General features: G+C 70.9%; 16 protein-coding genes and 1 riboswitch. Of the genes, 8 read left to right on the plus strand and 8 right to left on the minus strand.

The window, feature by feature from the left end:
- Position 1: 1 nt before the first annotated feature.
- The 5 genes from RCO28_RS17275 to RCO28_RS17295 form a co-directional block, all read right to left on the minus strand.
- Complete coding sequence (locus RCO28_RS17275; protein WP_308942031.1) at positions 2 to 955, minus strand: decaprenyl-phosphate phosphoribosyltransferase; 954 nt, start codon at positions 953 to 955, stop codon at positions 2 to 4.
- On the minus strand, positions 948 to 1,511 hold the full coding sequence (locus RCO28_RS17280; RefSeq protein ID WP_308942033.1) for a phosphatase PAP2 family protein: 564 nt from the start codon (positions 1,509 to 1,511) through the stop codon (positions 948 to 950). The genes RCO28_RS17275 and RCO28_RS17280 overlap by 8 nt, the downstream gene beginning before the upstream one ends.
- Positions 1,512 to 1,682: 171 nt before the next feature.
- Complete coding sequence (locus RCO28_RS17285; RefSeq protein WP_308942034.1) at positions 1,683 to 2,273, minus strand: 2'-5' RNA ligase family protein; 591 nt, start codon at positions 2,271 to 2,273, stop codon at positions 1,683 to 1,685.
- 56 nt (positions 2,274 to 2,329) lie between these two features.
- On the minus strand, positions 2,330 to 3,349 hold the full coding sequence (gene trpS, locus RCO28_RS17290) for a tryptophan--tRNA ligase (protein ID WP_374991185.1): 1,020 nt from the start codon (positions 3,347 to 3,349) through the stop codon (positions 2,330 to 2,332).
- A gap of 214 nt (positions 3,350 to 3,563) precedes the next feature.
- Positions 3,564 to 5,027, minus strand: a complete 1,464-nt coding sequence (locus RCO28_RS17295) for a glycine hydroxymethyltransferase (protein ID WP_308942036.1) — start codon at positions 5,025 to 5,027, stop codon at positions 3,564 to 3,566.
- A gap of 49 nt (positions 5,028 to 5,076) precedes the next feature.
- Positions 5,077 to 5,163: riboswitch (ZMP/ZTP riboswitch) on the minus strand.
- 120 nt (positions 5,164 to 5,283) lie between these two features.
- On the opposite strand from RCO28_RS17295, the gene rocD reads away from it, so the two are divergent.
- The gene (gene rocD / locus RCO28_RS17300; protein WP_308942037.1) at positions 5,284 to 6,489 is read left to right on the plus strand and encodes an ornithine--oxo-acid transaminase; all 1,206 of its coding nucleotides are present in this window, start codon (positions 5,284 to 5,286) and stop codon (positions 6,487 to 6,489) included.
- A 50-nt stretch (positions 6,490 to 6,539) separates the two neighbouring features.
- Here rocD and RCO28_RS17305 read toward each other — a convergent pair whose 3' ends face one another.
- From RCO28_RS17305 to RCO28_RS17315, 3 genes are all read right to left on the minus strand, one after another.
- A complete protein-coding gene (locus RCO28_RS17305; protein WP_308942038.1) occupies positions 6,540 to 7,724 on the minus strand; it encodes a glutathionylspermidine synthase family protein in 1,185 nt (394 codons plus the stop codon).
- Between the two features lie 3 nt (positions 7,725 to 7,727).
- The gene (locus RCO28_RS17310; RefSeq protein WP_308942264.1) at positions 7,728 to 8,033 is read right to left on the minus strand and encodes a hypothetical protein; all 306 of its coding nucleotides are present in this window, start codon (positions 8,031 to 8,033) and stop codon (positions 7,728 to 7,730) included.
- A gap of 258 nt (positions 8,034 to 8,291) precedes the next feature.
- Positions 8,292 to 9,761, minus strand: coding sequence for a PLP-dependent aminotransferase family protein (locus RCO28_RS17315; RefSeq protein WP_308942039.1), 1,470 nt, complete (start codon positions 9,759 to 9,761; stop codon positions 8,292 to 8,294).
- Between the two features lie 47 nt (positions 9,762 to 9,808).
- On the opposite strand from RCO28_RS17315, the gene RCO28_RS17320 reads away from it, so the two are divergent.
- The 7 genes from RCO28_RS17320 (at position 9,809) to RCO28_RS17350 (ending at position 13,762) form a co-directional block, all read left to right on the plus strand.
- Entirely contained in the window at positions 9,809 to 10,336 is a 528-nt protein-coding gene (locus RCO28_RS17320; protein WP_308942040.1) for a carboxymuconolactone decarboxylase family protein, read from the plus strand.
- A gap of 59 nt (positions 10,337 to 10,395) precedes the next feature.
- A complete protein-coding gene (locus RCO28_RS17325; RefSeq protein ID WP_308942265.1) occupies positions 10,396 to 10,800 on the plus strand; it encodes a carboxymuconolactone decarboxylase family protein in 405 nt (134 codons plus the stop codon).
- Between the two features lie 72 nt (positions 10,801 to 10,872).
- Entirely contained in the window at positions 10,873 to 11,601 is a 729-nt protein-coding gene (locus tag RCO28_RS17330; RefSeq protein WP_308942041.1) for an isocitrate lyase/phosphoenolpyruvate mutase family protein, read from the plus strand.
- 316 nt (positions 11,602 to 11,917) lie between these two features.
- On the plus strand, positions 11,918 to 12,136 hold the full coding sequence (locus RCO28_RS17335; protein WP_308942042.1) for a hypothetical protein: 219 nt from the start codon (positions 11,918 to 11,920) through the stop codon (positions 12,134 to 12,136).
- Between the two features lie 97 nt (positions 12,137 to 12,233).
- The gene (locus RCO28_RS17340; protein ID WP_308942043.1) at positions 12,234 to 12,395 is read left to right on the plus strand and encodes a hypothetical protein; all 162 of its coding nucleotides are present in this window, start codon (positions 12,234 to 12,236) and stop codon (positions 12,393 to 12,395) included.
- 14 nt (positions 12,396 to 12,409) lie between these two features.
- On the plus strand, positions 12,410 to 13,039 hold the full coding sequence (locus RCO28_RS17345) for a hypothetical protein (RefSeq protein WP_308942044.1): 630 nt from the start codon (positions 12,410 to 12,412) through the stop codon (positions 13,037 to 13,039).
- Between the two features lie 66 nt (positions 13,040 to 13,105).
- The gene (locus tag RCO28_RS17350) at positions 13,106 to 13,762 is read left to right on the plus strand and encodes a hypothetical protein (protein WP_308942045.1); all 657 of its coding nucleotides are present in this window, start codon (positions 13,106 to 13,108) and stop codon (positions 13,760 to 13,762) included.
- Positions 13,763 to 13,791: the final 29 nt, after the last annotated feature.

Below are 13,791 nucleotides of genomic sequence, written 5' to 3' on the forward strand. Positions count from 1 at the left end.
CTCACAGGTCGGCGACCGCGAGGCCGTACAGGCCGAGCCAGACCAGGCCGATCAGGGCGAGCGGGCGGTCGCCGAGGACGACGTCCTCAGGCTCGCCCGCGCTGCCCCGGTCGGCGAAGACCGCGTACCGCAGGACCGCGAGGATGAACGCGACCATGGACAGCTGACGCCACGGCAGCAGTCCCGCGTCCGCGACGCCGCCGGACTCCATCGCCCACAGGCAGTAGGCGAGGACGGCGACGCCGGCGGCGAGCTGCCAGACGAAGCGGAGGTAGCCGGAGGTGTACTCGGTGAGCAACGCCCGGGTGGCACCCGTACGTTGCTCATCCACGGTGACGGACTCGGAGTAGCGCTTCGCGGAGACCATGAACAGCGCGCCGAAGCCGGTGGTGATCAGGAACCAGCGGGAGAGCGGGATGCCGAGGGCGACGCCGCCGATCATCGCGCGCATCAGGAACCCGGTGGTGACGACGACCAGGTCGACGACGAGGACATGCTTCAGGCTGACGCAGTACGCGAGTTGCATGCCGAGGTACGCGGCCAGCAGGGCCGACGTCATCGGGTTGCAGAGGACCGCGGCGGCGAGCGGCGCGAGCACGGCGAGCAGAGCGCCGACCGCGTACGCGACGGGCACCGGGACCTGTCCGGCCGCGACGGGGCGGCGGCACTTGGTGGGGTGGGCGCGGTCGGCCGCGACGTCACGGGCGTCGTTGATCAGGTACACGGCAGCCGCGGCGGCGGTGAACAGGGCGAAGACCAGGGCGAGTTGGACGGCCGCGGCACGCGTGAACAGCTCGCCCGCGGCGGCCGGGGCGGCGACGACCAGGATGTTCTTGACCCACTGGCGGGGCCGGGCGGTCCTGAGCAGGCCGAGCGGCAGGCTGACCGGTCCTGGCCGTTCGGGGGCCTGGCACTGGGGGCGGCGCTGCTCGACGAGTGCGGTGCGCTCAGCCACGGTCGCCTCCGCTCCTGGCCCAGTCGGAGCCCAGCTTGGCGGTCAGCGCACCGAGGGCGGCCCCGGCGGCGACGTCGCTCGGATAGTGCACGCCGACGACCAGGCGGGAGACGCACATCGCGGCGGCGAGCGGCGGGACGAGGCGGGCCCCGGCGGGGCGCAGGGCGCCGTAGGCGACGGCGGCGGCCGCGGCCGAGGTGGCGTGCGAGCTGGGGAAGGAGTGCCGGCCCGCGGTGCGGACGAGGGGGCGTCTCCCCGATGGCCGCGGGCCCGCAAAGATCGGGGAGACGCCCCCTAGGGGCTCGGCGTCGGGGCGCGGGCGGCGCACGACGCGCTTGACGCCCATGCTCGTCAGGTGTGCGGCCGCGGTGAGCGCGGTGGCGCGCAGCCAGTCGGCGCGGCGCTCCCGGTCGAGGGCGGCGCCAGTGAGTCCGGCGGCGAGCCAGAGCGCGCCGTGCTCCCCGGCGCACGAGAGGGCGCGGGCCGCGGCGGCCACCCGCCGGTCGCTGCCGCAGTCCCGTAGCGCGGCGAGCAGTCTGCGGTCCAGGTCGTGCACCGGGCCTCCCAGGCGCGTGTCGAATATCCCGTTTAATCCGGTTTTGCCGCAAATAACCTTTCTGTCAATTGCGTTAAGGATTACGGCAATACGAGGCGACACTCGCTCAATCACCCGTTCCGGGCACGCCAAAGGGCCCGCTCGGTGAACGGGCCCTGGAAGAGGGAGAGGTCAGGCGGTGGGCAGTGGGCCGCGCGGGGTGCAGGAGTCCTGCGGCTCGCCCTGCGCCGGAACCGTCGCCGAGCCGAAGGTGAACTCGCGCAGCTTGCGCCAGACAGCGTCCGGGCCCTGCTCGTACAGCGCGAAGCCGGTGACGGACCACTCCGCCGCGTACTCGGCGAGCTCGGCGAACGCGCGGTCCATGGCCGCCTCGTCGATGCCGTGCGCCACCGTGACATGCGGGTGGTACGGGAACTGCAGCTCGCGCGCGACCGGCCCGGAGGCGTCCCGCACCTGCTTCTGCAGCCACGTACAGGCCTCGGCGCCCTCGGCGACCCGGACGAACACCACCGGGGACAGCGGGCGGAACGTGCCCGTGCCGGAGAGCCGCATCGGGAAGGGGCGGCCGGCGGCGGCGACCTCTTCGAGGTGCCGCTCGATCGCGGGGAGCATGACCGCGTCGACCTCGGTCGGCGGCAGCAGCGTGACGTGCGTGGGGATGCCGTGTGCCGCGGGGTCCCCGAAGCCCGCGCGCCGCTCCTGGAGCAGGCTGCCGTGAGGCTCCGGGACCGCGATCGAAACGCCGAGCGTTACGGTCCCCACGTCGTTCTCCTTGGTCAGGTGCGGGCGGTGCGGGCGGTGCTCTGTGGCCGGTACGTTCAGTGCTTCGCCGGGACGAATCCGACCCTGTCGTACGTGGCGGCCAGCGTCTCCGCCGCCACGGACCGGGCCTTCTCCGCACCCTTGGCCAGGATCGAGTCCAGCGTCTCCGGGTCGTCGAGGTACGCGTGCGTACGCTCGCGGAACGGGGTCACGAACTCGACCATGACCTCGGCGAGGTCGGTCTTCAGCGCACCGTAGCCCTTGCCGGCGTACTTCTGCTCCAGTTCCGGAATTCCCGTTCCGGTCAGGGTGGAGTAGATGCTCAGCAGGTTGGAGACGCCCGGCTTGGCCTGCTGGTCGAAGCGGATCTCGGTGTCCGTGTCGGTCACCGCGCTCTTGACCTTCTTGGCCGTGACCTTCGGCTCGTCGAGCAGGTTGATGAGGCCCTTCGGCGTGGAGGCCGACTTGCTCATCTTGATCGACGGGTCCTGAAGGTCGTAGATCTTCGCCGTCTCCTTGAGGATGTGCGGCTTCGGGACCGTGAACGTCTCGCCGAAGCGGCCGTTGAACCGCTCCGCGAGGTCCCGGGTCAGCTCGATGTGCTGGCGCTGGTCCTCGCCGACCGGGACCTCGTTCGCCTGGTACAGGAGGATGTCCGCGACCTGGAGGATCGGGTACGTGAACAGGCCCACCGAGGCCCGGTCCGCGCCCTGCTTGGCCGACTTGTCCTTGAACTGCGTCATCCGGGAGGCCTCGCCGAAGCCGGTGAGGCAGTTCATCACCCAGGCGAGCTGCGCGTGCTCGGGCACGTGGCTCTGCACGAAGAGGGTGCAGCGCTCCGGGTCGAGACCGGCGGCGAGGAGCTGGGCCGCGGCGAGCCGGGTGTTGGCGCGCAGCTCGGCCGGGTCCTGCGGGAGCGTGATCGCGTGCAGGTCGACGACCATGTAGTACGCGTCGTGAGTCTCCTGCAGGGACACCCACTGGCGGACGGCGCCGAGGTAGTTGCCGAGGTGGAACGAGCCGGCGGTGGGCTGGATTCCGGAGAGCACGCGAGGTCGGTTGGCCATGGGGCCCATTGTCTCAGGTGCGGCGGGTTGTTCGGCCCCGGTCCCGGTGTTGCCTCCCCCACGCCACGGGCTCCGCTGCGGACCCTGCTCCTCAATCGCCGGAGGGGCTCAATTTGAGCCCCTCCCCGCCCCTTCCCGAAAGCCTGCGGCGCTTGTCGTTCGTCTGCCGCGCCGTCGTGGCTGGTCGCGCAGTTCCCCGCGCCCCTTAAAACAGGGGAAAAGATCAGCTCAGGTCCACGCCCGGGTACAGCGGGAACCCGCTCACCAGGTCGGAGGCGCGGCGGGCGACGTCGTCCGAGATCTTCTCGTCCAGGACGTGCTGCGCCTTCGAGGGCGCACCCTTCGCCGTCGTGCCCGGCTCCGTCGACGTCAGCACGGTGTCGATGAGAGCCGCGATCTCGTCCATCTCCGAGACCCCCAGCCCCCGCGTCGTCAGCGCAGGCGTCCCGATCCGGATGCCCGACGTGTACCAGGCGCCGTTCGGGTCGGCCGGGATCGCGTTGCGGTTGGTGACCACGCCGGAGTCGAGCAGCGCGGCCTCGGCCTGGCGCCCGGTCAGGCCGTACGAGGACGCCACGTCGATCAGGTTCAGGTGGTTGTCCGTACCGCCCGTGACGAGGGTGGCGCCGCGGCGCATCAGGCCCTCGGCGAGTGCGCGGGCGTTGTCGACGACGCGCTGCGCGTAGTCCTGGAAGCCGGGGCGGCGGGCCTCGGCGAGTGCCACCGCCTTGGCGGCCATGACGTGCGGGAGCGGACCGCCGAGGACCATCGGGCAGCCGCGGTCCACCTGGTCCTTGAGGCTGTCGTCGCACAGGACCATGCCGCCCCGCGGGCCGCGCAGCGACTTGTGGGTGGTGGTGGTGACGATCTGCGCGTGCGGTACGGGGTCGAAGTCGCCGGTGAGGACCTTGCCGGCGACGAGGCCCGCGAAGTGCGCCATGTCGACCATGAGCGTCGCGCCGACCTCGTCGGCGATCTCCCGCATGATCCGGAAGTTCACCAGGCGCGGGTAGGCCGAGTACCCGGCGACGATCACCAGCGGCTTGAACGCGCGGGCCTGGGCGCGGAGCGCCTCGTAGTCGATGAGGCCGGTGGCGGGGTCGGTGCCGTAGGAGCGCTGGTCGAACATCTTGCCCGAGATGTTCGGGCGGAAGCCGTGTGTGAGGTGGCCGCCCGCGTCCAGGGACATGCCGAGCATCCGCTGGTTGCCGAAGGCCTGGCGCAGCTCGGCCCAGTCGGCGTCGGAGAGGTCGTTGACGTTGCGGACGCCTGCCGCGGCCAGCGCCGGGGCCTCGATGCGGTCGGCGAGGATCGCCCAGAACGCGACCAGGTTGGCGTCGATGCCGGAGTGCGGCTGGGCGTAGGCGTGCTGCGCGCCGAAGAGTTCGCGGGCGTGCTCGGCGGCGAGGGCCTCGACGGTGTCGACGTTGCGGCAGCCGGCGTAGAAGCGGCGGCCGACGGTGCCCTCGGCGTACTTGTCGCTGAACCAGTTGCCCATGGCGAGCAGCGTGGCCGGGGAGGCGTAGTTCTCGGAGGCGATCAGCTTGAGCATCTCGCGCTGGTCGTGCAGCTCCTGGCCGATGGCGTCGGCGACGCGGGGTTCGACGCCGCGGATCACGTCGAGGGCGCTGCGGAACGCCGTCGATTCGGTGGAGTGAGAGGAGGGTGAGGAGGGTGCATCTGACATGGGGACCTCCGGACGCGTTTGCGGTGCGGTCGTTCTCGGACGACGTTCTCGGTACGGCCCAGGCGCACGGCACACAGTTCACGAGCCGCTCCCCGATGGTTGATCCCATCTCAGCGCGCCAGTCACGACCCGCTGCTCACCTTACCGGCGTGCATGCGGGCGAGGTTTCCTCGTCCGTCATGCGAGCGACGATAGGCATGGGGGGCGACATCCCGCCCCTCATGGGTCCCTAGCTCCACGACGAAACGGAGATCCCGTGTCCCGTACGGAACAGGCCATCGCCTCGGCCGACGCCCACAGCGCGCACAACTACCACCCGCTGCCCCTGGTCGTCGCCACAGCCGAGGGCGCCTGGATGACCGACGTCGAGGGGCGCCGCTACCTCGACATGCTCGCCGGGTACTCGGCGCTGAACTTCGGGCACGGCAACCGGCGTCTGCTCGACGCGGCCCGGGCCCAGCTGGAGCGGGTCACGCTGACCTCGCGGGCCTTCCACCACGACCGCTTCGCGGACTTCTGCACGCAGCTCGCCGAGCTCTGCGGCATGGACATGGTGCTGCCGATGAACACCGGCGCCGAGGCCGTCGAGACCGCCGTGAAGACCGCCCGGAAGTGGGGCTACCGGACCAAGGGCCTTCTCGACGGCACGGCGAAGATCGTGGTCGCGGCGAACAACTTTCACGGCCGTACGACGACGATCGTCAGCTTCTCCACGGACCAGGAGGCCCGCGCCGAGTTCGGCCCGTACACCCCGGGCTTCGAGATCGTGCCGTACGGCGACCTGGGCGCGCTGCGGGAGGCCGTCACCGACAACACGGTCGCCGTGCTCCTCGAACCGATCCAGGGCGAGGCGGGCGTCCTGGTGCCGCCGGCCGGGTACATGGCGGGCGTGCGCGAGCTGACCCGCGAGCGGAACGTGCTGTTCATCGCCGACGAGATCCAGTCGGGCCTCGGCCGTACGGGCAGGACCTTCGCGTTGGAGCACGAGGGTGTCGTGCCGGACATGTACGTGCTCGGCAAGGCGCTGGGCGGCGGGGTCGTGCCGGTGTCGGCGGTGGTGTCCTCGGCGGATGTGCTCGGGGTGTACAAGCCGGGTGAGCACGGCTCGACGTTCGGCGGGAACCCGCTCGCGTGCGCGGTCGCCCTCGAGGTGATCGCGATGCTGCGCACCGGCGAGTTCCAGGAGCGGGCCGCCGAGCTCGGCGAGCATCTGCACCGCGAGCTGAAGCTGCTCGTCGGCGGCGGCGCGGTGCGGGAGGTGCGCGGGCGCGGGCTGTGGGCGGGCGTCGACATCGACCCGTCGTTCGGCACGGGCCGGGAGATCTCGGAGAAGCTGATGGACCGGGGTGTCCTGGTGAAGGACACCCACGGGTCCACGATCCGGATCGCGCCGCCGCTGGTGATCTCCAAGGAGGATCTGGACTGGGGCCTGGACCAGCTGCGGGCGGTACTCACCAAGTGACTGCTACGAGCGGTACTCACCAAGTGACCGAGTGAGCCCGCCCGCGACGGCTAAAGGATCACGTGCGGAAGGAATCGCGCGTACTCGTCGGTGATCAGACCCGACGACTCCCGGATGCCGAGCCCCGCCGCCTCGTCCTCGACGACCCACGCGCCGAGCACCACACGGTTGCCGTCGAAGTCGGGCAGCGGGGCCAACTCCTGGTAGCAGCACGGCTCGTCGCGCAGCACCGGCTCCGCGCCCGCCTCGTGCACGGTGACGCCCGCGCCCTCGCGGCCGAGCAGCGGCTTCGCCACGTACCCGCCGTCCGCGGCGAGTTCGCGGGGGCCGTCGAGGTAGGCGGGCAGCAGGTTCGGGTGGCCGGGGTAGAGCTCCCAGAGGATCGCGAGCAGAGCCTTGTTGGAGAGCAGCATCTTCCAGGCCGGCTCGATCCACAGGGTGGAGCCGGTGCCGCCGCCGTTGTCCAGGGTGTCCAGGACCTGCGGGCCGAAGGCGTCGGTGGCCAGCCACTCCCACGGGTAGAGCTTGAAGCAGCTGCGGATGAAGCGGAGCTTCTCGTCCACGAACCGGCCGGAGATCCGGTCCCAGCCGACGTCCTCCATGGCGATCGCCTCGGTGTCGATCCCGGCCTGCTGTGCGGTCTCGCGCAGGTACGCGACCGTCATCAGGTCCTCGCCGAGCTCGTCGCCGTTGGAGTGCGCGAAGTACAGCGGACTGCCCGGCGGGAGCAGCGCGGCCTGCTTCTTCCAGGCGTCGACCAGGCGCTCGTGCAGCGAGTTCCACTGGTCGGCGCCGGGAAAGCGCTCCTCCATCCAGAACCACTGCGGGCTCGCCGCCTCGACGAGGGAGGTGGGCGTGTCCGCGTTGTACTCCAGCATCTTGGCCGGGCCCGTGCCGTCGTACCGCAGGTCGAACCGCCCGTACACGGACGGGAGTTCGGGCTTGCGCCGCCAGGCCTCGGCGATCAGCGAGGCGAGGCGCGGGTCGGTGATGCCGAGGTCGGCGAAGCGGTCCTGCTCGACGATGTGCGCGGCCGCGGCCAGGCACATGGCGTGCAGCTCCTCGACGACCTCCTCCAGGGCCTCGACCTCCGGCAGCGAGAAGACGTAGTACGCGCTCTCGTCCCAGTACGGGCGGAGGGAATCGTCCGGGTAGCGGGTCAGGGGGTAGATGCAGCCCTGCTCCTCGACCGTCTGCTGCCAGCCCTCGCGGGGCTCGATCGTGCGGCGCTCCACGGCTCAGCCGCCGCTGGAGGAGGAGCAGCCGAAGCCGCCGCGGGACACGGACGACTTGTCGAAGCTGCCGCCCTCGACCTTGCCGTTCTTGGAGCTGCCGCCGTAGTAGTACGAGCCGCTGCCGCCCTTGCCGCTGGTGCTGCTGCCGCCGCCGCTCTTGCACTCGTAACTCGGCAGCTGCTTGCGGGACGTGGGGTCCACGCAGCGCTTGTCGGGCTCGGAGCCGCAGGCGCTGAGGGTGACGGCGAGGAGGCCCATGCCGCCGAGTACCACGGTGCTGGAACGCAGCTTGCGCGATCCGGCACCCATGCGCCGCTTGCCCGGCTCGGCCACTGTTTCGGTCACTGTTTCGACGTTCGTCCCGATCGTCATGATCCGGCCACTCCCCCGTTGTACGTATGCGGTGTTCGACTCGGGCCAGCGTAGAGAACAGCCCCCGTGGAACCGCAAGCTGACCCCCTGTCACCCGCGCGGGCTGCTCTGACTTCGTCCTGATTGGGACGGTTTGCGCGCTCGGTTCCGCTGTCTCATTCGGTACGGCCTACGGTACGGACTCCGTCCTGCGGGCTAATCCTGCGGACCGCCACGGGGCTCCGCCCCGGACCCCACCACCCCCGCCAACGCATCGCACAACGCGTCCAGCGCCCCCGCCCACGCGTGGTCCGGCGGGGTCGCGTACCCCACGACCAGCGCGGCACGGCCCACGGCAGGGGCCTCCGGGTGCCGGAAGCGGTCCAGGCCGAGGACCGTCAGGCCGTGCCAGGCGGCGGCACGGATCGCCAACTGCTCGGTACCGTAGGTAAGTTCGAGCACCGCGTGCAGCCCGGCCGCGATCCCGCTCACCCTCACCTCGGGCACGCGCGCGGCGAGCGCGGCCACGAGCTGGTCGCGGCGGCGCCGGTAGCGCAGGCGGGCGGCGCGCACGTGCCGGTCGTACGCCCCCGAGGTCAGGAACTCGGCAAGGGTCAGCTGGTCGATCGCCCCGCAGGCCCAGTCCGACGGCCCCTTGGCGCGGGCCACGTCGGCGGCGAGCGCGGCGGGCAGCACCAGCCAGCCGAGCCGCAGCGCCGGGGCGAGGGACTTGCTGGCGGTGCCGAGGTACACGACGCGGTCCGGGTCGAGGCCCTGCAGTGCGCCGACCGGCTGCCGGTCGTAGCGGAACTCGCCGTCGTAGTCGTCCTCCAGGATCAGGCCGTCGGAGCGCCGCGCCCAGTCGACGGTCTCGGCGCGGCGCTCCGGCGACAGCGCGACGCCCAGCGGGAACTGGTGCGCGGGCGTGAGCAGCACGGCGTCCGGGCCGAGCCGCGTCAACTGGTCGGTGCGGGTGGCGCGTTCGTCGTACGGGAGCGGGGGTGTGCGCAGTCCGGCCGTGGTGAGGAGTTCGCGGTGCACGTCGAGGCCGTACGAGTCGACGGCGACGGAACGAGTCCTCCCGGGCCCCTGCTGCAGGACCCGGGCCAGCAGCATCAGCCCGTGGGCGGCGCCGGAGCAGACGACGATGCGGTCCGGGTCCGCGTAGACGCCCCGGGCGCGCGCGAGGTAGTGGGCGAGGGCGGTGCGCAGTTCGACACGGCCCCGCGGATCGCCGTACCCGAAGGCCTCATTGGGCGCGGAGGACACCGCCTTGCGGGCGGCCTTGAGCCACGCGGCGCGCGGGAACGAGGCGAGGTCGGGGGTGCCGGGAATCAGATCGTGGCGCGCGGGGCCCGGTGTGCGGCGTGGCGGTGGAGTGGCGGCCGGGCGGCTGACGGCGCGCTCGGCGACCCGGGTGCCGGAGCCCTGCCGTGCGGTGAGCCAGCCTTCGGCGACCAGGTCGGCGTAGGCGTCGGCGACGGTGTTGCGGGAGATGCCGAGGTCGGCGGCGAAGGTGCGGGAGGAGGGCAGCCGGGTGCCGGGGGCGAGCCGCCCGCCGCGGACGGCCTCGCGCAGGGCGTCGGTCAGGCCCTTGCGGATGCCGGGTCCGCGCAGGTCAACGTGGAGGTCGACGCCGCTGCCGCCGGGTTCGGGGCCGGGCAAAGTGGCCCAGGTTTTCGCCATGGAAATGGACCATACTCCTGGGCCATCGTGCTCGTAGGGTCGAGGCCATGAGCAACGAGCACACCGACGACAACGACGACCACACCCGTGGCTTCGTCCCCGAGCACACCCCCCGCATGGAGTGGGCCAAGCTCGCCCCCGACGTCTACAAGGCGATGTGGCAGCTGGAGCAGGCCGTCCGCAAGGGCCTCGACCCGTCCCTCTACCACCTGGTCAAGATCCGCGCCTCGCAGATCAACCACTGCGCGTTCTGCCTCGACATGCACACCAAGGACGCCCTCGCCGAGGGCGAGTCGGTGGAGCGGATCATCCAGCTGAGCGCCTGGGAGGAGTCGAAGCACTTCTATACGCGCAGGGAGATCGCGGCGATCGAACTGACCGAGGCCGTCACGGTGTTGACGGAGGGCTTCGTTCCGGACGAGGTGTACGCGAGGGCCGCGGAGGTCTTCGAGGAGGCCGAACTCGCCCAGCTGATCGCGGGGATCACGACGATCAACGCGTGGAACCGGTTCAGCGTGGCCACGCGGAAGGTGCCGGGCCACTACAAGTCGGCGGCCCCGGGGGGCCGTTCGTGAAGCCGTCCGTGAGGTCGTATCCGCGTACCACCGAACTGCCGGCCGATGCCCGTACCGCGATGCAGGCGTTGAGCGCGGCAGCGAAGCGCGGGCTCGGCGACGCGGCGCTCGCCGAGCTGGTGATGATCCGAGCCTCGCAGCTCAACCGGTGCGCGTTCTGCCTCGACATGCACCTGGCGCTGGCGCGCAAGGCGGGCGAGTCGGAGGAGCGCCTGGACCTCCTCGCCACGTGGGAGGAGACGACCGGCACGTACACGGCCCGCGAGCGCGCGGCGCTGGCCCTGACGGAGGCGGTGACCGTCCTGACGGAGGGCTTCGTACCGGACGAGGTGTACGCGCGGGCCGCGGAGCTCTTCGAGGAGGCCGAACTCGCCCACCTCATCGGGGTGATCACGGCCATCAACTCCTGGAACCGCCTGATGGTCGCCCGCCGCATCCAGCCGGGAGGCCCGGCATGGACGTGAGCACCTTCTCCAGGCTTCCGGGAGGCCCGGCATGGACGTGAGCACCTTCTCCAGGCTTCCGGGAGGCCCGGCATGGACGTGAAGACCTTCCGCGACCTGCACCACGACCGCGCCCCCGGCGACCCGCTAATCCTGCCGGGCCCCTGGGACGCGGCCAGCGCCCGCGCGTTCGCCGGGGCGGGCTTCCCGGCCCTCGCGACGCCGAGCGCGGGCATCGCGGAGTCCCTCGGATACGAGGACGGGGCCACCCCGGCCGACGAGATGTTCGCGGCGGTCGCCCGCATCGTCCGCGCGGTGACCGACTACGGCATCCCGGTCTCGGCGGACCTGGAGTCGGGCTACGGGCTACCGCCCCGCGAGCTCGTCGACCGGGCCCTGGCGGCGGGCGTCGTCGGCCTCAACATCGAGGACTCCGACCCGACCGCCCCATCCGGCCTCGCCGACCCGCACAAGCACGCGGACCGCCTCGCGGAGATCCGCACGGCGGCGGGCGACGCCCTGTTCGTCAACGCTCGCGTGGACACGTACGTACGGGGCGTTCCGGACCTGGATGAGACGGTCCGGCGGGCCCGCCTGTACGTGGAGGCGGGCTCGGACTCCGCCTACCCGATCCTGGCCCCGGCGGACGCCCTCCCAACCCTGTGCGCCACGATCCCCGCACCGGTGAACGCCCTGGCCCTGCCGGACGGCCCGTCGCCACGGGAGCTGGGCCGACTCGGCGCGTCTCGGGTGACGTTCGGGCCTGGGTTGCTTCGGCGGGTCATGGGGGTTGCGGGGGAGATCGCGAAAGAGTTGCGCTAGCCGACACCGTGCGCCCCCATCACGCCGATTGCATCGGTCAAGTAGTGGCCCGGTGTAGATCCGGTGCGGGCTTCTCCGTCGGCCGCCCAGGACGAAGTACCTGTCCACAGGGCTTATATGACGGATGTAAGGTGCCGAGAGGTCCAGAGGGCGGCGAGCCTTCTGGGCCTTTCACGGCCAGCACCGAACGGGGAACAGCGGTTCATGGGAGAGCGCTTCAAGACGGACATCGACCATCGACCAACTCCAGCAGTTCCTGACGAACCTGGAGAGATGCGTCGACGACCTCAACGAGGCCCGGACTGCCCTCGCCCACGTGCGCGGTGACCAGATCGGCACCGCTCGGCTCGATGAGGCCTGTGACACGTTCCAGATGGAGTGGAAGTACGGGTCCGACAGGACCAAGGAACTGATCGACGAGATCAAAGAGGGCGTGAAGGCCAACAAGAAGGGCTACGAAGAGGTCGAAGAGGCCTTGGAGAAGGCCCTCAAGCAGATCGCCGACCAGAGCACCTCGGGCGGGCGCGGTAAGTGATGGCCGCGAACCCGTACCCCAATATCGGCTTCAACCCCGTACCAGGGGCACTGTCGCGGTCACCGGCTCGGGTACGCCCGACATCATCGTGGTGCAGATGGTGACGCCCGCTCTCCACCTCGCCGACGTGTACCGGGACATCCTGCTCGGAGTCGCCCACACGCTGACGTTCACCGATCCCGCAAAACCCGCGGTGCCTGCGGAGAGCGAGCCGTCGATTCGATCAGCGGCGGCAGCCATACGCAACGACTTCGGATAAGGATGGAGCACCCCATGGACACCCCGCCTGTCGCACCCGACGTCCAGCAAGTCCTCAAGCACAACCGTGGTCTGCTCTATCGGCAGCTCGGAATGCGCCTCGCGCTTGCTGCCGCTCTGGTCGCCCTGACCTACCTGCTGGATGTGAGCGGGGTTCCGGCTTCCTTCCTCACGGGCCTTCCGGTCATAGTCGCCGCGCTGATGATGTTCTTCACGCTGATTCGGGTGGGTGCCGGCCGACGGCTCAAGGTGTGCGAGCGAGTGCTGAGTGCCTATCCCCTTGAGTACCGCACGCGCGTGGTCAGGAAGGAGTCGCAGTGGCTGCTCCTGGGAGACGTGCACACGGTCAAGCTCTCCGTACGCGGACAGCACGGGGCACCCCATATGCGGGCGCTCAACGCCTCGACACGGCGCCGGTGGCCCCAGGCCGCCGAGGACGGCGGAGCCTGGTTCGCGGGTGATCCCGCATTTGGTGGCGTGATGATCGTGCCCAGCACCAAGGACATGCTCTTTCTCCAGCCCGCCGGCTGGGACAAGTTCGCGGCGGAACGCGAGAGCGCCGATCCCGCCCGCCTCGCCAGGGCCCAACAAGCGGGGATCACCAAGAAGCTGGAACGCGAACCCCGCGTCCTGCCCACCGGATAGCCGACCGCTACCCGGCATGAACTTCGGAGAGCGCCAGCAGGGCTGGGGCGGACTGCAGGAGACGAAGTGCCCGACAACGCCCAAGAGGCGCAGACACCAGGCGTGCTGGACACCGCCGCACTCCGGCGGAAGCTGGTCAACCGGATGTGGTGGGCCGGCAGCCGCAACCTCGTGGGCTACGGGCTGATGGCCTTCGCGATGCCTGCGCTGGGGCAAGTGGCGAAGGGCGCCGGTATGTCCTGGGTTCCGGTCGTGGGGATCCCGATCATCATCATCGGCATCTTCGGCGTCCTCGGCACGCTCCGCAGCCTCATCTCCGCCTTCTTCATCACCCGAGGCGCCAGCCGCACCCTCGCCCACTACCCCTTCGACACCTTCGTCCCCCGCATCACCAAGGTCGACGGCGCCGAAGCCACCAAGGGCCGCCCCAAGAGCATGACGCTCACCCTGCACACCGCCGACGGCAACGAGTCGCCGCTGATGCGGATCAACCCCGTTCCCCGGCGCGGCCCGTGGCGCAACCCCTGGCCCGAGGGCATCGACGGCGGCCTCCACATCGCGGGCGACCCGCACTTCGGCGCCGTCGGCTACATACCGTCCAGTGGGGTCTTCCTCTTCATGCAGCCCGACGACTGGGACGGCACCGCGGGCGAGCGCCGGCAGGCAAGCCCTGAGCGAGCTCGACTGGCGGCGGAAGCCGAGCTCAACCAGCGGATCATCTGACGCGCCGAGGACAGCGCCGACGTCCGAGT

The organism is Streptomyces sp. LHD-70, from assembly GCF_031157275.1.
GTDB lineage: Bacteria > Actinomycetota > Actinomycetes > Streptomycetales > Streptomycetaceae > Streptomyces.